9 protein-coding genes are annotated in these 18709 nt (G+C 34.6%); all 9 read left to right on the top strand.

Annotated elements, in window-relative coordinates:
* The first annotated feature begins 74 nt into the window (after window positions 1-74).
* Window positions 75-926, top strand: a complete 852-nt coding sequence (locus ACFS3A_RS17895; RefSeq protein WP_109194089.1) for a DUF4861 family protein — start codon at window positions 75-77, stop codon at window positions 924-926.
* 224 nt (window positions 927-1150) lie between these two features.
* Window positions 1151-2980, top strand: coding sequence for a metallophosphoesterase (locus tag ACFS3A_RS17890; RefSeq protein WP_379826931.1), 1830 nt, complete (start codon window positions 1151-1153; stop codon window positions 2978-2980).
* Window positions 2981-3032: 52 nt separating this feature from the next.
* Window positions 3033-7067: a hybrid sensor histidine kinase/response regulator transcription factor gene (locus ACFS3A_RS17885; protein WP_379826929.1), complete on the top strand. Its 4035-nt coding sequence runs from the start codon at window positions 3033-3035 to the stop codon at window positions 7065-7067.
* An 857-nt stretch (window positions 7068-7924) separates the two neighbouring features.
* Window positions 7925-8812 (top strand): inositol oxygenase family protein, encoded by an 888-nt coding sequence (locus tag ACFS3A_RS17880; protein WP_135223848.1) that lies wholly within the window; start codon window positions 7925-7927, stop codon window positions 8810-8812.
* Between the two features lie 184 nt (window positions 8813-8996).
* Window positions 8997-12131 carry a glycoside hydrolase family 2 TIM barrel-domain containing protein gene (locus ACFS3A_RS17875; protein ID WP_379826928.1) on the top strand — a complete coding sequence of 1045 codons (3135 nt, stop codon included), beginning with the start codon at window positions 8997-8999 and terminating at the stop codon, window positions 12129-12131.
* A 119-nt stretch (window positions 12132-12250) separates the two neighbouring features.
* Window positions 12251-13393, top strand: a complete 1143-nt coding sequence (locus tag ACFS3A_RS17870; protein ID WP_379826926.1) for an acyltransferase family protein — start codon at window positions 12251-12253, stop codon at window positions 13391-13393.
* Window positions 13394-13594: 201 nt separating this feature from the next.
* A complete protein-coding gene (locus ACFS3A_RS17865) occupies window positions 13595-15232 on the top strand; it encodes a sodium/sugar symporter (protein ID WP_289661288.1) in 1638 nt (545 codons plus the stop codon).
* Between the two features lie 242 nt (window positions 15233-15474).
* Entirely contained in the window at window positions 15475-17004 is a 1530-nt protein-coding gene (locus ACFS3A_RS17860) for a glycoside hydrolase family 28 protein (RefSeq protein ID WP_379826925.1), read from the top strand.
* Between the two features lie 204 nt (window positions 17005-17208).
* Window positions 17209-18648 carry a glycoside hydrolase family 28 protein gene (locus ACFS3A_RS17855; protein ID WP_379826924.1) on the top strand — a complete coding sequence of 480 codons (1440 nt, stop codon included), beginning with the start codon at window positions 17209-17211 and terminating at the stop codon, window positions 18646-18648.
* The last annotated feature ends 61 nt before the right edge of the window (window positions 18649-18709 follow it).

Genomic DNA, 18709 nt, shown 5'->3' with positions numbered 1-18709 from the left:
AAATTCGTAGTAGATTTTTAAAAGTTGTTTTTAAATTTACAGGAATTACAACTTAAACTATAATATTTTAAATTATGAAACTATCTATTGTAACCTCTTTACTTTTTTGCTGCGTTTGTTTTGGACAGAATAATACAGACAACAGTTTGTATATGAAGTCGGACAAAATTACTTATTTATCAGATATCGGCTCAGATTCAGGGGATTTATATAAAACGATTGGACATCACGGGCCAGCGGTTGAAAACGAGTGGATGGCGTTGCGAATTTACTTTAGCGATAAAGTAGCAATCGACGTTTATTCTAAAGCAAAACCAGGTTTAGAATTAAGAAAAGCAAATTGGTATCCAACACCAGAACAGCAAAAAGAAGGTTGGGGAGCCGATTATTATAAAGTAGCTTCAACTGTTGGTTTAGGAGGAGTAAAACTTTGGGACGGAGAGAAATTAGTGCCTTTAAACCCGGTTACCAATCGTTTGGCAAGAGTTGGAAAAACAGATACCACTTCTTGGATGGAAATGATTTCAAGAGGCGTGCCTTACAAAGGAAAAAAAGTGGATATTCTAGTTCGTGTAACTGTATTTTCTGGTAAAAGAGAAGCAAAAGTGGAAGCAGTTTCTTTAACTGGAGAAAAAGTACAATTTGCAACGGGAGTGAATTACTTTAAAGATTCTGCAACAAAAAAAGGAGCGAATTATATCGCAGTTTGGGGAAAACATCCAGAAGATGTTGCCGCAGAAATTGTTGAAGTTGGAGGAGCAATTAAGTACAATCCAAAAGATTTTGAAAAAAATACAGATGATGGAACACAGTATTTGTTGATTTCAAAACCAGCAAAAAACATAGAAACAACTATTTTATCTTCATGTGCAAGAGAAACAGAACTAAACACTTTAGATAAATTGGAAGCATACATTAAAAAATAATTGAATTATCCTTTAAGCAAGGACGCGGATTAAACAGATTTACTTCATAAAGACGCGGATAAAAACGGATAATCTATTTATATTTTTAAAAAGATTAATAAAAATCCGTTTTTATCCGCGTTTTCGCGTAAGCGAATCTGTTTAATCCGCGTCTGATTTTACAGGTTTTCTATTTTTAAAAATAGGACAAATAACGGATAATCATAAAATTAAAAACAAAATAAATGTTTAGAATATCGGCTATATTAGTACTATTACTTTCTTTATATTCCTGCAAATCACAGCAGAACACTAAAAAAGAAGTTCAGATTGCTTTTATAGCTGATGCTCATTTACAGGATATTTTTGCCCAATTTGAAGACAGCAACTATCGCGGAATTCCAAATCCCGTAACGGGCGAATATGCCAATATCCGAACCATGAATTCACAGTTGCATTCTACGAGAATTTTCAATGAAAATTATTTCGCTTTTTTAGAAGCTTTAAATGATATTGTTAAAAAAGGTATCAAACAAGTCGTTCTTCCAGGCGATTTTAGCGATGACGGACAACCTGTTCATGTTCGTGGATTGCGAAAAATTCTCAATGAATATTCCCAAAAACACGGACTTTCTTTTTATGTGACTACAGGAAATCATGATGTTGTACGACCATTTTCTCAAGATGCTGTTAAAACTGATTTTTTAGGAAAAAACGGAAAAGAACAGATTATCAGCAGTTCTGTAAACAACTTCAGCAAAAATAAAAGCGAACTAGAACCGATAATTACTGCTGATATAAAAAATTGGGGTTACAAAGAAACTATAAACGAAATGCGTGATTTTGGTTTCTTTCCAAAGAAAACCGATTTATATTGGGAAACTCCATTTTCTAATTACAGGTATGAAAACTACAATTTTGAAGAAGCTCAAAAAGAATCCGATTTAGAAAAAAGAACGTATCTAATAAAAAATACTAATTTGTATCTGCCCGATGCGAGTTATTTGGTGGAACCAATTAAAGGAGTTTGGCTTTTGGCAATAGATGCAAATGCGTATGTTCCGAATGAGAAATTATCTGGAAAACCAAATGATCCACATGATTTTTCGGGAGCGAACACGGGTTACAATAACGTTCTGATTTATAAAAACCATCTTTTAAATTGGGTGAAAAAAGTTGCCGAGGAAGCGAAACAAAAAGGGAAAATACTGATTGCTTTCAGTCATTATCCAATGATTGATTTCAATGATGATGCTTCGCCAGAATTAAAACAGCTTTTCGGCGCCAATAAAATGCAATTGCAAAGAGTTCCCGATGAAGAAGTCGCACAACAATTTGCAGATGCCGGAATTCAGGTTCATTTTGGAGGCCACATGCATATTAACGATACTGGCGTAAGAACATCTGCAAAAGGAAATACGTTGTTTAATATTCAGACTCCTTCGCTTGCCGCGTATATGCCAGCTTATAAAATATTGACCATTCATTCTAATTCTGATTTGGAAGTCGAAACTATTGTAATTAGCAAAGTCAATAAATTCAACAGTTTGTTTCCTTTTTACGAAGAAGAATATGCTCATTTAAAAGAAATTAATAGTAAAGACATTTGGCAGAAAGAAATTCTGAATGCCAAAGATTATGAAGAATTTACCAATTGGCATTTAAAAGAATTGGTGCGTTTACGATTCCTGCCTGAAGATTTTCCAGCCGATTTTTTAAAATCGATTGTGAATCTTTCAGGAAAAGATTTATTGCTGATGAATTCTAATGCTGTAGATATTGATTCCGTTTTGAAATCCAATTCTTTCACTATTTCTGATTTTGAATCGTGGAATGGTTTTGATATGATTTTCGATTTTTACCGCTTAAAAAGCGCCGATGAACTGGCCTTTTCAAAAATTGGAAAGCAAAGATTAAAAGAATATGAATTGATCTGCAGGCAGTTAAAAAAATCAGATGATCCAAAACTGGTTTTATGGGCAGAAATATTCTACAAAACCATGAATGGCGAGCCTTCAGACCATTTTAAAATTGATTTGAAAAATAACAAAATTGATAATTTATCTGTTAAATAATTTTGATATTTATTAAATCAAAAAGATTAAATTGCATTTATAATTTATTTCCATGAAACCAAAATACCCTATATTATTTTTATTTATTGCCTTTTTTTATAATTCTTATTCACAGAATATAAAATTTACGCATTATAATGATAATAATGGGTTGTCTCATAATTCGGTACGTCATATTGTACAGGACAAAAAAGGTTTCATGTGGTTTGGAACGTTCTCTGGATTAAATCGTTTTGACGGTTATCAGTTCAAAAACTACATGAGTTCTACGCCTGGAAAAAATAAATTATACAATGACGACATCACAGCTTTGGAACTGGATGAAAAAGCCAATCAATTATGGATTGGAACCCGAAAAGGATTGACGCTTTTTCAGATGGATACCCATGTTTTTACTACTTTTTTTCATAAGAAAGGCGATCCAAACAGCCTTCCAGATGATGAAGTGAGATCAGTTCATGTAGATAAATTTAATAGAGTTTGGGTAGGTACTAAGACCAAAGGAGCCTATTTATTTTCTCTGAAAGAAAACCGATTTGATAAAATTAAGCTTAAAGGTTTTGATTACGTTAAAGAAATTTTCGAAGATAAAAAAGGCAATGTCTGGGTGGGAAGCTACGAAAAGTCGGGTGTGGCCAAAATTACAATGGACACAAAAGGCGCGATTGTACGGATTAACACGTATACACTTTCTGTTCCAAATTCGAGCATCAAAAATCCATACATCAACTTTATTTACGAAGATGCCAAGTCGGATATTTTTATTGGTACTCGCGAAGGATTGTATAAACTAGATAAAGCCAGAAACCAATTTGTTAATTTATATATTGATAACAAACAGGTTAGAGGAGCTTTAGGGCCTTATTTTCTATCCGTTGCACAAGCCCCTGACGGAAAATACTGGGTTGGAACTTTGGGCGGATTATTGGTCTGCGATCAGCTGGAAGACATTCAAAGTGGCAATTACAAATGGTATTATTCAATTTTGTCTGATGATACTTCGCTTGTCGATAATTTAATTGCATCCCTGTATTTTGATAAATCCGGAGTCTTATGGATTGGAACTGAAGATGGTTTGGACAAATACGATCCGTATGAAAATCAGTTTACTCTAAACAAAGATATTTCACGTTCTATTGGCAATCAGGCACCTAGAATTCGTGGTTTTGCCAAGACTTACGATGAAAAAGTAATTGTGGCGACCTATCATAACGGCCTTTATATTTCGAATATTAAAGGCTCAACTCCCTTACACAATACCGGAAAAGATATTGCCAGTATTTATTCTGATGACGGAAGAATTTTCTATTGCGGTTTGTGGGACGGAAACATTCTGGTGTACAATTACATGAATAACTCTTCGAGGGAAATAAAGGCAGGATTTGAAAAATCGCCTGTTTTTGCTTTTCGAAAAATTGCAGAGGATAAAATAATTGTGGGGTCTTTTGGAGAAGGAGCTGTAATTCTAAATACTAAAACACTCCAAGTAGAAACTTCGAGTAAACTTTTACCTGATTTTCAGATTAATGCTATCGAGAGAGATGCTAAAAACAATGTATGGTTTGCGACTGAAACCGGAGTTGTAAAGTACAATATTACTTCAGGAAAAATAGAAACGTATTCATCACTTTTTGTCAAAGAAAAAGGAGTACCTCATGATGAAAATGTTAGTGATGTTTTAGTAGATGTAAAAGGAAAAATCTGGGCTTCAACGCGTTTCGGATTATGTCTGTTTAATCCGAAAAAGAATGAATTTGAGCCTGTAAAAAATTTAAAAGAACTTTCAGGAAAATGGATTACCGATATTTTATCTGATGCCAATGGAAATCTTTGGCTCAATATCAATAATAATAATATTGCTTTTGTAAAATCTAATCTAAAAGATATCAGTATTTATCATGTAAACAGCGGTAACAGACTAGATGTTTTTAGTTCAAGTGGTTTCTTCTATTTTAATAATTCTAATATTTTTCTGGGAGGTAAAAACGGAATTATTTCTTTTTCGCCACCGGCAATGAAAAGAAACAATTGGTCGCCATTGCCTGTGATTTCTGAGTTTAAAATTCAGAATGAAGAGGTCTTTCCTGAAATGGAAATCAATGGAGAAATTCCGCTTTCAAAGGATCTGAATTATGGAAAAGAAATAGAATTAAGCCATAAAAACCGAAATTTTTCTCTTCAGTTTTCGGCTCCGTCTTTTGCAAATGAAAAACTGAATAAGTTTCAGTACATGCTGGAAGGTTTTGATAAACATTGGATTACAGCAAACAGTACTTCGAGAATTGTTCAATATACCAACCTTTATCCGGGAAATTATACTTTTAAAATCAGATCGAGCAACAGTGATGGATATTGGAGTAAAACGGTTTCGTATAAAATAAAAATTCTGCCTCCGTTCTGGCTGACACCAACATCGTTTTTGATGTTTTTTGCGATTTTGTTTGGGATTTTTTATTTTATTAGAAAAGAAATCAAAAACCGAATTCGTTTAAAACAAGAACTGCTTACGGAGAAAGTAAACAGAGAACACGACATCAAACTGAATAACGAAAAACTCCGTTTTTTTACGAATATTTCGCATGAATTAAGAACGCCGTTAACATTGATTTTAGGCCCTGCCAAACAGCTTTTAGATGAAAGCAGTAATGCAACGGATTATGAAAAAAGCAGATACAATTTAATTTATCAAAATGCCAGCAGATTATTGAATCTGGTAAATCAGGTTTTGGATTTTAGAAAAGCACAATCAGGAGAATTGAAACTGAAAGTGACTAAAACGGATATTTTAGCGTACTCAAAAAACATCTTCGATTCTTTCAAAGAAATGGCTTATAATAAAAAGATTAAGCTCAATTTTATTACCGAAGATGATGAAATAAACGGCTGGCTGGACAATGATAAATACGATAAGATTCTGTACAACCTTTTATCGAATGCTTTAAAATTTACCAACAAAAACGGAAACGTAGATTTGGATGTAAGATTGAAAGACACGGTTGAGGATATTTTAGTGATTGAAGTAACGGATGACGGAATTGGAATCCCCGTAAAAAGTCAAGAGAAAATTTTTAAACGATTTTATCAGGCAACCAACAGTAAAGCCAATAATACTGGATCTGGGATTGGTTTGTCTTTGGTAAAATCTTTAGTTGCCATTCATAAAGGAACTATTTCGGTCGAAAGCACTCCAGGAAAAGGAAGTACTTTTAGAGTTGAAATTCCAATTGACCGTGACTCTTACGAGCATAAAGAAGTATTCGAATACGCTCTTAAAAACGATAACCTGAGTATGCTTATTCCGGAAAAAGCGGCGAAGAAAATTATTCAAAACACCGATTTAAAAGAAAAAATATTAGTAATTGAAGACAACAACGAACTTAGAAAATATCTGGTGGATTATTTGTCTGATTACTACAAAGTTTATGAGGCCGAAAATGGAATGGAAGGTTTAAAAATCTGCCGACAAATAAAACCAATTTTATGCGTTACAGATGTCATGATGCCAATTATGGACGGATTGGAATTCTGCCGTGAACTTAAAAATGATGAGTTCATTAGTCATATTCCGGTTGTAATGCTGACGGCTCTTTCTGAAAACATGGACAAGGTAAAAGGCTATGACACAGGAGCTGACGGTTATTTGGTAAAACCTTTTGAGCCTTTATTGCTGAAAACGGTTATTGAAAACATGATTAAATCGAGATTAGAGTTGAAACAGAAATTCTCCGGCGAGGTGGAAAGCAAAGTAAGTATGCTGACACATTCTCCAATTGATGAAGAATTTATGGAAAAAGTAACGAATTTAATCAATGATAATCTAAGTGAAGTAGATCTTTCAACTGATTTTCTATGTGATAAACTGGGTGTGAGTTCGTCTAAATTATATAGAAAAATCAAAGAATTAACGGATTTGGCACCAAATGAATTTATTAGAACCATTCGTTTGAAAAAATCGGCAGAACTGCTTAAAACAAAGAAATATAATGTTTCGGAAGTGACGAATTTGGTGGGGTTTAATGATCCGCTTTATTTTAGTAGATGTTTTAAAAAGCAGTTTGGGTTTCCTCCTAGTAAAATTATTAATTAGGTTTTTTCGCCACAGATTAAGAGGATTTAAAAGATTTTTTTTCGCCACTAATTACACCAATTTTCACGAATTTGATAAAACATAACCCGTGGTTTCAACCACGGGAACGTAATGTATATTTACAATGCATATTCATAATCTAATTTTTATCGCAATGTTCCTTTGGTTGAAACCACAGGCTATATTTGAAATACAAATTTGTGATCTTATCGTTTCTGTAGTCAGCATTAAAACATAGCCCGTGGTTTCAACCACGGGAACATAACGTATATCGACAATATATACACATAATTTATTTTTTTTCATGATGTTCCAGCGGTTGAAACTACTGGCTGTATTTATCGGTTACAATTAAAGCAATTCGCAAAATTTTACAGTCCAGCTCTGAAAGAGCTAAAGCATCAAAGTAGTGCAGCGCACTGTTGAATAATACACAACATCCAATTCAGCCCTGAAAGGGCGAAAGCATGATCTGAGTATTTTTGTATGAGCATATTTGTGCTTTCACCCTTTCAGGGTGATATTCATTCTCATGTTAATGCGTAGTGCGGTGCACTACTTTGGTGCTTTCACCCTTTTAGGGTACTATTCATCCTTATGTTAACACGTAGTGCGGTGCACTACTTTGGTGTTTTCGCCCTTTCAGGGTGTTATTCATTCTCATGTTACTGCGTAGTTCGATGCACCACTTTGGTACTTTTGGACTTTTAGCCCAATTTATATTCATGTTGTTTTTAATAATTGCCTGTAAAAATCCTACAATAATCAGAATTATCCATGTTTTTGATGTATTAATCCATTTTGAAAGGAATATGTAATTCTATTTTTGTGTTAGTAACTTTTAACTATTAACCATTATGAAAAAGCATATAGACACAGACAATCCGTTGAAAAATTTAGATGAGTGGGAAGATGATTTGTTAATGCGATATCCTGATCCTTCTGAAGAAAATGAAGAGGTAAAAGAAAAGCAGAAAGAAGAATTTAGAAATTATGTCGATTCAGAAAGAGTAGAAACGGTTAAAGAGTTTTACAGAATTAACCATACCTATCAAACTTATGACTTTGTATGCAGTAAAGAACAGGAATTTCTGCAATTTAATAGAAAAGAAATGTCAATCTGGGAAGCTGTTGAGTTTTTGAACACACTTGTAGACGACAGCGACCCAGATATTGACTTAGATCAGACACAACACCTTTTACAGACTTCAGAAGCCATTCGTGCCGATGGCCATCCGGATTGGTTTGTACTGACAGGTTTTATTCACGATTTGGGTAAAGTTTTATGCTTGTTTGGAGAACCGCAATGGGCTGTGGTTGGAGATACATTTCCTGTTGGATGTGCGTATTCAGATAAAATTGTGTATTCAGAATTCTTTAAAGAAAATCCGGATTATACTGATGAGAGATTCAATACCAAATTAGGAATCTACACCCAAAACTGCGGATTAGATAAGGTAAAAATGAGCTGGGGTCATGACGAATATCTGTATCAGATTATGAAAGATTATCTGCCAGATCCAGCTTTGTATATGATTCGTTACCACTCTTTTTATTCTCAGCATAAAGAAAATGCTTATGCTCATTTAATGAATGAAAAAGATATCGAAATGTTTGATTGGGTAAGAAAGTTCAATCCGTATGATTTGTACACTAAAGCTCCTGTTAAACCAGACGTACAAGCATTGCTTCCTTATTATAAAGAATTAGTTGCTAAGTATTTGCCAGAAAAATTAAAGTTTTAAAAAAGGTTATATAAACACATAGAAACATAGATTTTTCTTTTGAGCGTAAAACAAATTAGAAGAAACTAGTTTCCACACATAGCTATGTGTTTTTCTATTAAGTGAAATGCCTTTTGAGATAAAGAAAAACTATGTTTCTATGTGTTTTAAAAAAAATAATTACCAGCTATCTAAAACCAAAATAATGCAGAAAACCAAAATATTTTTTATAAGCCTTTTACTGCTTTTCTCGGCGGGTATTTCGGCTCAGGAAAAAGAACGTAACGATTGGGAAAACCCTGAGGTATTTCAAATTAACAGAGAACCAGCCCGCGCTGCTTTTCTTCCTTATGCAGATGAAACTTCTGCCATAATGGATAAATATGAAAATTCACCCTGGTATTTTTCTTTAAACGGAACATGGAAGTTTTCCTGGTCGCCAACGCCGGATGAACGCCCAAAAGATTTTTATAAAACAGATTTCAGTACACTGCATTGGAAAGACCTTCAAGTGCCTTCCAATTGGGAATTAAATGGATATGGTGTGCCAATTTATACCAATATTACATATCCGTTTGAGAAAAATCCGCCGTTTATCAATCATTGGGATAATCCGGTTGGGTCTTATAAAAAAGATTTTGTACTGCCTGAAAACTGGAAAAACCGACACGTTTTTCTTCATTTCGAAGCAGGAACAGCGGCTATGTATATTTGGGTAAACGGCGAAAAAGTTGGTTATACTGAAAATACCAAAAGTCCGGCAGAATTTGATATTTCTAAATACTTAAAACCTGGAAAAAACAATCTGGCTGTAGAAGTGTACAGATGGAGTGACGGTTCGTATTTGGAAGATCAGGACATGTGGAGACTTTCTGGAATTGACAGAAATGTTTATTTGTATAGTACGGAAGATGTTCGTATTTCAGATTTCTTTGCAAAACCGGATTTAGACGCTAGATATAAAAACGGAAGTTTAAGTGTTGATGTAAGTTTAAAAAATCTGACTTCAAAAACAGTAAACAATCAAAAGCTGGTTGCAAAATTGGTAGATGCTTCTGGTAAAAATGTTTTCAGTAAAGAGTTTAATGTCAATTTTGAAGCTTCAAAAATTCAGAATATTAATTTTTCTCAGAATGTTTCAAGTCCAAAATTGTGGAGCAGTGAAACGCCGAATTTATATACGTTGGTTCTGACCTTAAAAAATGTAAAAGGAGAAATTATAGAAACGGTTGGAACTCAAATCGGATTTAGAAAAGTAGAATTAAAAGGCGGGCAGTTACTGGTAAACGGAGTCCGATTGATGGTTCATGGTGTAAATATTCATGAGCATAATCCAGAAACGGGACATTATCAGGATGAGGCTACGATGATGAAAGACATCAAAATGATGAAACAGCTGAATATAAATTCGGTTCGCTGCAGTCATTATCCGAACAATATTTTATGGGTAAAACTATGTAATAAATACGGTTTGTTTTTGGTGGATGAAGCCAATATTGAAAGCCATGGAATGGGAGTAGAGGGACAGCCTCTAATCTGGATGAATCCAAAAACGAATCCAGGACATCTTCCAGAATGGAGAGAAGCACATTTAGACCGAATTTATAGTTTGGTAGAAAGAGATAAAAATATGCCATCGGTCATTATTTGGTCGTTAGGAAATGAAAGTGCCAATGGGCCTGTTTTCCACGAAGCCTACAAATGGATCAAAAAGAGAGATAATTCCCGTTTGGTTCAATTTGAGCAGGCGAAAGAAAACGAAAACACAGATATCGTTTGTCCAATGTATCCAACAATTGAATACATGAAAGAATATGCGGCAAGAAAAGAAGTGAGTCGTCCGTATATTATGTGTGAGTACTCGCATGCTATGGGAAACAGCAGCGGAAATTTTCAGGAATATTGGGATATCATTCGTGGAAGCAAAAATATGCAGGGTGGTTTTATCTGGGATTGGGTAGATCAGGGATTTTATGGAGTTGATGAAGCGGGTCGTAAATATTGGACTTACGGTGGTGATATGGGAAGCCAGAATTATCTAAACGATGAAAATTTCTGCCATAACGGATTAGTTTATCCAGACAGAACACCGCATGTTGGAGCTTTTGAAGTAAAAAAAGTATATCAGAATATTTTATTCAAAGCAGTTGATATTAAAAATGGTGTAATCGAAATTAATAATGATTTCGGATTTACAAACCTGAATAAATACAATTTCAGATACGAAGTTTTAGAAAATGGTAAAGTGATCAAAGAAGGAACAATCAATGTTGCTTTGGATCCAAAGTCAAAAAAACAGTTTAAGCTTGATTTACCAAAAATAGAATCGAAAGAAGGAACAGAATATTTACTGAATGTTTTTGCTAACACAAAAGAAGGTTCAGAATTATTGCCTAAAAACTTTGAAATTGCCAAAGAACAATTTGTAATTGAAGACAGTAAATATTTCGAAAAATCAGAAAAAGAAAGTACTGCAAAAGTTCAGGACGACAAAGACCATTTTGTGCTGACTTCAGATAATGTTACAGTTAAAATCAGTAAATCGACTGGATTGATTTCGTATTACAGTTTAAAAGGCGAAGAATATTTCAAACAATATCCGGAACCGAATTTCTGGAGAGCGCCAACTGATAATGACATTGGAAATAAAATGCAGATTAGAACCAATGTTTGGAGAACGGCTGGAAAAAATACTTCTCTGGAAAGCATCCAGCAGACAGAAGAAAACGGCAAAAAATATATCGTTGCGAAATTAAAACTAAATGATGTTGCTTCTGATTATACCATCAAATATGCACTAGGAAACAATGGAGAGTTAGAGATACAGGTTGCTTATAAAAAAGGAGCGAATCCAGTTCCGGAATTACCGCGTTTCGGAATGATTTTTACTTTAAAAAATAGCTTAGAAAATCTGGATTATTATGGAAGAGGGCCATTAGAAAATTATCCAGACAGAAAAACAGCATCTTTCAAAGGAATTTATACTAGTAAAGTTGCAGACCAATATGTGCCTTATACACGCCCACAAGAAAATGGATACAAGACGGATATACGCTGGTTTAAATTGTCAAGCAATTCAGGAAATGGCTTGGAAATAAAAGGTCTGCAACCTTTAGGTATAAGTACTCTGAATAATTATCCGAGTGATTTTGACGGAGGAATTTCTAAAAAGAATATCCATTCCAGCGACATCACTCCAAGAAATGAAGTCGTAGTTTGTGTCGACTTAACACAGCGTGGTCTAGGAGGAGACAACAGCTGGGGATTACCGCCTCATGAGCAATATCAATTAACGAAAAGTGAGTATAACTACGGATTTGTTATTAAACCAATTTTTTAAAGTAATCAGTTTTCAGTCTCAGTTTTCAGTCACAATTAGCGCTGAAAACTGCGACTGTGACTGAATACTTAAAAGAAAACTAAAAAAAACTATCAACCGACCACTGAATACTAAATAAAATGAGTAACCCTACAAATGGAAGACTAATCTCTTTAGATGTGCTTCGCGGATTTGTTATGTTTTGGATTATGAGCGGCGAACATATTATTCATGCTCTTGCCAAAGCAGCGCCAATTCCTATTTTTATCTGGATGTCTTCACAGCTGCATCATGCGGAATGGAATGGAATTACATTTTACGATATGATTTTTCCTGTCTTTCTATTTGTTGCCGGAGTTTCGATGCCTTTCTCTTTCGAAAAGAAAATGAGTTTGGCGGGAGTAAAAACACCACAGGAATTACCTTCAAGCGAGAAGCGTAAAATCTATTTATCAATGTTAAGAAGAACCTGTATTTTACTGGTTTTAGGATTTATAGTAAATGGATTGCTTCGTTTTGATGGTTTTGATCATACTCGTTTTGCAAGCGTTTTAGGCCGAATCGGCTTGGCTTGGTTTTTTGCCGGAATCATCTATTTAAATTTTGATTTCAAGAAACAATTAATCTGGTTTTTCGGAATTTTGATTGGCTACTATGTAGCAATGAAATGGATTCCGGTTCCTAATTTTGGAGCAGGGGTTTTAACCAAAGAAGGTTCGCTGGAAGGTTATATTGACCGTTTGTTTTTACCGGGAAGATTGCACAGCACCGTTTATGATCCGGAAGGAATATTTTCAACTCTTCCGGCGATTTCGACAGCTTTATTAGGTGTTTTTATTGGAACGTTTCTAAAAGCAAAGTGTACTTTTTCGATAAAAGTAAAACTGCTTTTAATGACTTTAACCGCTGTAGTTCTGATTATTGCAGGACTAATCTGGGATATTAATTTCCCAATCAATAAACATTTATGGACAAGTTCTTTTGTTTGTTTTGTCGGTGGATTCAGTATTTTATTTTTTGTCTTTTTCTATGTAATAATTGACTTATTAGGGTTTCAAAAATGGGCATTCCCATTGGTTTTAATCGGTTCTAATTCTATTTTGATTTATATCGCTGCCGAAGGTTCGGTAGATTTTAAACATACGGCAGATTATGTTTTTGGCGGACTTATACAATATACATCAATTGCTTGGCAGCCTTTTTTTACAGCTTTGTCTGTAACTGTTGTACAGCTTTTGTTACTCTATTTTTTATATAAAAAGAAATGGTTTCTCAAGATTTGATAACATTCCCCGAAGGGGATAAAGCACCACCATAATGCAAAGCACTATGAAATAAAAAAGAGCCATAGTATAAAAGCCCTGAAAGGGCGGACAGCATTGAACAACGAATTATAAACCATAAAACCTTTAAAAAAATGTCTTTGGTAATGTGATACCAATATAAAATACTCTTACTATCTAACCACACAATAACCACACATTATGAATGTATTACAAACCGCAGATTACATTGTTTTCTTTATTTACTTTGTCATAGTCACGGCTTATGGAATGTATATTTACAGAAGCAAAAAAACGGCTGCAACCAGTTCCAACGAATATTTCTTAGCAGAAGGTTCCCTTACCTGGTGGGCAATTGGAGCTTCTTTAATTGCTTCTAATATTTCGGCAGAACATTTTATTGGTATGAGCGGTTCAGGCTTTGCCATCGGACTTGCGATTGCTTCTTACGAATGGATGTCGGCGGCCACATTAATTATTGTGGCAATGTTTATTTTACCCGTTTATCTTAAAAATAAGATCTTTACCATGCCTCAGTTTCTCGCCAAAAGATACAGCGGGACAGTGAGTACAATTATGGCCATTATCTGGCTGTTGATTTATGTATTTGTCAATCTTACGTCAATCATTTATTTAGGTGCTTTAGCCATTTCGTCTATCGCACCAGTTAGTTTTCAGTTTTGTGTTATTGCACTGAGTTTATTCTCTGTAATTGTGACTTTAGGCGGCATGAAAGTAATTGGTTATACGGATATGTTTCAGGTTATTGTGCTAATTTTGGGTGGATTAGTTACCACTTATTTAGCATTGACTTTACTTTCAGATCAGTTTGGTTTTGGAAAAGACATTCTAAAAGGACTTGCCATTATTGCTGATGAAGCACCAGGACATTTGCACATGATTTTAGACGAATCCAATCCGCATTATACTGAATTACCGGGAATGTCGGTTTTAGTTGGCGGTATGTTGATCAATAATTTGGCGTATTGGGGCTGTAATCAATATATTGTTCAAAGAGCTTTAGGTGCCGATTTGAAGACTGCAAGAAAAGGAATCTTGTTTGCTGCTTTCCTAAAATTATTAGTTCCAATAATTGCTGTTTTACCAGGTATCGCAATGTTTGTAATGCATGAAAATGGAATGTTTCAGCAGGAAATGGTGGATGCGGCAGGAGTTTTAAAACCAGATCATGCGTATCCAACTTTAATGAATTTATTGCCTGCAGGATTAAAAGGCGTGGCTTTAGCAGCTTTAACGGCAGCAATTGTGGCTTCTTTAGCAGGAAAAGCGAATAGTATTTCGACTATTTTTTCTTTAGATATTTATAAAAAATATTTCAATTCTCAGGCATCAGAAAAAAAACTGGTTCGTACCGGAAGATGGTGTGTTGTAGTTTGTATGATCATTGCTGCTTTTGTAGCTCCGGCATTAAAATCATTAGATCAGGCGTATCAGTTTATTCAGGAATATGTAGGTTTCTTTTCGCCTGGAGTTTTAGCGATTTTCTTGTTGGGAATGTTCTGGAAAAAAACAACTCCGGCAGCTGGATTGGCAGGTGCGTTATTAACAGTTCCGCTTGCCGCGATTTTAAAATTCCTGCCAATGTGGACAGAAGGTGCTTTCCCGGATTATCCTTTCTTAGATCGTATGACTATTGTTTTCTTTATCATCGTATTGATAATGGTGGGAATTAGTTTGGCAAAACCAGTATCTGAAGAAGAGTCTGAAATTCATAAAATAGAAGTAGATAAATCGATGTTTAAAGTGTCATCAGAGTTTATCGTTGGTTCTTTTATCATCAGTGGGATATTAGTGGCTTTGTATACTGTTTTCTGGTAAATTTTATTTTGCCACGAAGGCACAAAGGCTCAAAGTTTATTTAAAAAAATTAAATTGAAAATTGCTCGCAAAGACGCAGAGACACAAAGTTTTTTTTAAACCATATAAGTAATTTAAGATAATTTAAGATAATTTAAGATAATTTAAGATAATTTAAGTTTTGTCTTAATTGACCTTATATTACTTATATGGTTCATTTTCACTTAGTGACTTAGTGTATTTGTGGCATAAAAAAAATAGAAATGAAAAGAAATTTTGTAATTGTATTTTTTATTTTTTGTATTTCCGTAACCGTTTCGGCGCAAAAGGTATTTGACATTAAAAAATACGGCGCCGTTGGAGACGGAAAAACGTTGAATACAAAGGCAATCCAAAAAGCAATTGATGCAGCCAATAAAAGTAAAGGCGGAAAAGTTGTTTTTTCGAAAGGAACCTTTTTGTCTGGAAGTATTATTTTAAAAAATGATGTGGAATTGTTTTTTGAAGAAGGTGCCATTTTATTAGGAAGCACCAATCCGGACGACTATCCAAAATACGAAGGAATCAGAGCTTTTATTATTGCAAATGAATCTAAAAATATTGCCGTAAACGGAAAGGGAATTATAGACGGGCAGGGAAGAGAACTGGCTTTAGCAATTGATTCTCTGCACCATACAGGAGTGCGAATTGACCCGAAATACAATTACAGAAGAATGCGTCCTGAAGACGGAAGAGGAAAACTGATTTCGTTTGTAAAATGTGATTCGATTACCATGACTCAAATTACTTTGAAAAATAGTCCGGGCTGGACAATGTGCTTTAGAGAATGCAAAAACATTGTCATTGATTTTATGAAAGTGGAAAGCCGCGCGTATTGGAACAATGACGGAATTGACCTTGACGGATGTGAAAATGCCCGAATTACCAATTGTAATGTAAACGCTGCAGATGATGGAATCTGTTTGAAATCGGAAGTGCCGGGATTACACAATAACAATATTTACATTGGAAATTGTACCATTAGATCAAGTGCCAATGCAGTGAAATTTGGAACTGGTTCTTACGGAAGTTTCAAAAACGTAACGATTGAAAATATCAAGGTATTTGATACGTTCAGATCTGCGGTTGCGATTGAATCTGTTGATGGTGCGGAGATTGAAAATATCAAAGTTTCGGATATTACTGCCGTAAATACTGGTAATGCAATCTTGATCCGTTTAGGTCATAGAAATGGAGATAAACCGGGTTATATTAAAAATGTATCGGTTAAAAATGTGAAAGTACAAGTTCCTTTTGGCCGTCCAGATATTGATTACGATATGCGCGGGCCTGAAGTCGATTATTTCCACAATCCGTTTCCAGCTTCAATTGCCGGAATTCCGGGGCATTTAATTGAAAATGTGACTTTAGAAAATATTGAAATCGTTTATCCGGGAAGAGCTTCAAAAGGAATGGCGTATCATCCTTTAAGCCGATTAAAAGATGTAAAAGAAAATAGCAACGGATATCCTGAATTTACCATGTTTGGCGAATTGCCTTCATGGGGATTTTACGTTCGTCATGTAAACGGAATTGAAATGAAAAACATCAAACTAATTCTAGATAAAGAAGATTTTCGTCCTGCTTTCGTTTTTGATGATGTAAAAAATCTGACCATGAAAGGGATTGATGTTCCGTCAGATAAAATCAATCAAATTGTTTTTAAAGATGTTTCATCAAGCAATTTGGACAGCGAATCTCTAAAAAGAAAAATCGAACCAGAGCAAAATAAATTTGAATTACCAGCACATTAGTAGTTAGCCACTAAGACGCAAAGACGCAAAGTTTTTTGCCACAGATTATAAATTTTGTTTCACGCAGATTTAAAAAGATTTTAGCAGATTTAATTTGATTTCTTAAAAAAAATCTGCAGAATCTACTCAAATCTTTTTAAATCTGCGTGAAACAAAAAAACTTAGTGCCTTTGCGCCTTTGTGGCATAAAAAAAATTAAAAAATATGAAAAAGAAATCTATAATCGCGATCATCATTTTCTGCCTTTCGTTAACTGTTTCTGCACAGAAAATCTACGACGTCAAAAAATACGGAGCAAAAGGAGACGGAAAAACCAATGATGCAGCAGCTATTCAAAAAGCAATTGATGCCTGCAGCAAAACGGGCGGAAGAGTTTTAATTCCGGCACCATTTACCTTTTTGGCCGGGCCAATTGATGTAAAATCAAAAGTAGATTTACATATCGAAGCAGGAGCAAAATTATTAGCAAGTCCAGATGAAAAGCTGTACACCAAAAGCGCTTTCAGAACCAATCCGGGAGAAGGAACAATTTGGCTTGGCGGAGAAAATATAGAAGATTTTACCATTAGCGGCAGCGGGAAAATAGATGGAAACGGAATTTCTTTTATGGGAGCAGAAGAAGAGGATGCTTATGTCTTAAAACCGTTTAATGTATTAGACCCAAGACCTCACGTATTAACAATTATTGGCGGAAAAAATATCAGAATTAAAGATGTTCATATCGGAAATTCGGCGTATTGGACAGTTCATTTGATTGGATGTAATGATGTTGTAATCAGTGGCATTACTTTATTGAACAGTTTGAAAGTCCGCAACAGTGACGGAATCGATTTGGATCATTCAAAAAATGTGAGAATCAGTGATTGTTATATCGAAAGTGGCGACGATTGTATCTGTTTGAAAAACAGAAGGGAGTTTGAAGAATTTGGAGCCTGCGAAAATATTACGGTAACCAATTGTACGATGACCAGCAGCAGCTGTGCCATTAAAATTGGTTCAGAAAATATGGATGCGATTCGACAAGTAGTTTTCAATAATTGTATCATCAAAAATAGCAATCGTGCATTAGGAATTCAGAATCGTGATGAAGGAACAGTAAGCGATGTTATTTTCTCTAACATTATCATCGAAAGTAAATTAAACACCGATACTTGGTGGGGAAAAGCAGAACCGATTTATGTAACCGCTTTCAGCAGAGCAAAAGGAAATCATAAAGATGCGAATTGGCGTTTTCCAAAAGGCGCAACAGAAGGAAAAGTAGGAGAAATCAAAAATATTTATTTTACTAATATTCAATGCACAGGAGAGAATGGTGTTTTTGTAAGTGGGGAATCAAAAGATAAAATCAAGAATATTGTTTTTAATAATGTGAGCGTTTTTATGGACAAAACAACTTCTTTTCCTGGCGGATTATACGACAGACGTCCTGCAAAAGTGGAAGGTTTTGTAAAAGGAAGTACTTCAGGATTTTATTTTGATACTGCAGAAAGTATCAAAGTTCAGAACTGCACAGTGCAATGGGGGAAAAACAAACCGGATTATTTTAAATATGCGGTTGAAAGTAAAAATGTAGATGTTTTAAAAGTAGTTAATTTAGACGGAGAAGCGGCTTTCCCAAATAAGTATGAAGCAGTTAAGAAGTAATTTATTCCTGTGAAAAAAATATAAGTGTAAAAGTAACAATAAACTTTTGTGACGTGATACT

Origin of the sequence: Flavobacterium notoginsengisoli, assembly GCF_042686225.1 — a bacterium.
Lineage (GTDB): Bacteria > Bacteroidota > Bacteroidia > Flavobacteriales > Flavobacteriaceae > Flavobacterium > Flavobacterium notoginsengisoli.
The sequence above is the reverse complement of the archived record's forward strand: the minus strand, read 5'-3'. Positions and strand labels throughout refer to the sequence as shown.

Bases quoted from the DNA above. Each gene is read 5' to 3' on its own strand.
- ACFS3A_RS17895 (WP_109194089.1), top strand. From the start codon at position 75: ATGAAACTATCTATTGTAACCTCTTTACTTTTTTGCTGCGTTTGTTTT.
- ACFS3A_RS17890 (WP_379826931.1), top strand. From the start codon at position 1,151: ATGTTTAGAATATCGGCTATATTAGTACTATTACTTTCTTTATATTCC.
- ACFS3A_RS17885 (WP_379826929.1), top strand. From the start codon at position 3,033: ATGAAACCAAAATACCCTATATTATTTTTATTTATTGCCTTTTTTTAT.
- ACFS3A_RS17880 (WP_135223848.1), top strand. From the start codon at position 7,925: ATGAAAAAGCATATAGACACAGACAATCCGTTGAAAAATTTAGATGAG.
- ACFS3A_RS17875 (WP_379826928.1), top strand. From the start codon at position 8,997: ATGCAGAAAACCAAAATATTTTTTATAAGCCTTTTACTGCTTTTCTCG.
- ACFS3A_RS17870 (WP_379826926.1), top strand. From the start codon at position 12,251: ATGAGTAACCCTACAAATGGAAGACTAATCTCTTTAGATGTGCTTCGC.
- ACFS3A_RS17865 (WP_289661288.1), top strand. From the start codon at position 13,595: ATGAATGTATTACAAACCGCAGATTACATTGTTTTCTTTATTTACTTT.
- ACFS3A_RS17860 (WP_379826925.1), top strand. From the start codon at position 15,475: ATGAAAAGAAATTTTGTAATTGTATTTTTTATTTTTTGTATTTCCGTA.
- ACFS3A_RS17855 (WP_379826924.1), top strand. From the start codon at position 17,209: ATGAAAAAGAAATCTATAATCGCGATCATCATTTTCTGCCTTTCGTTA.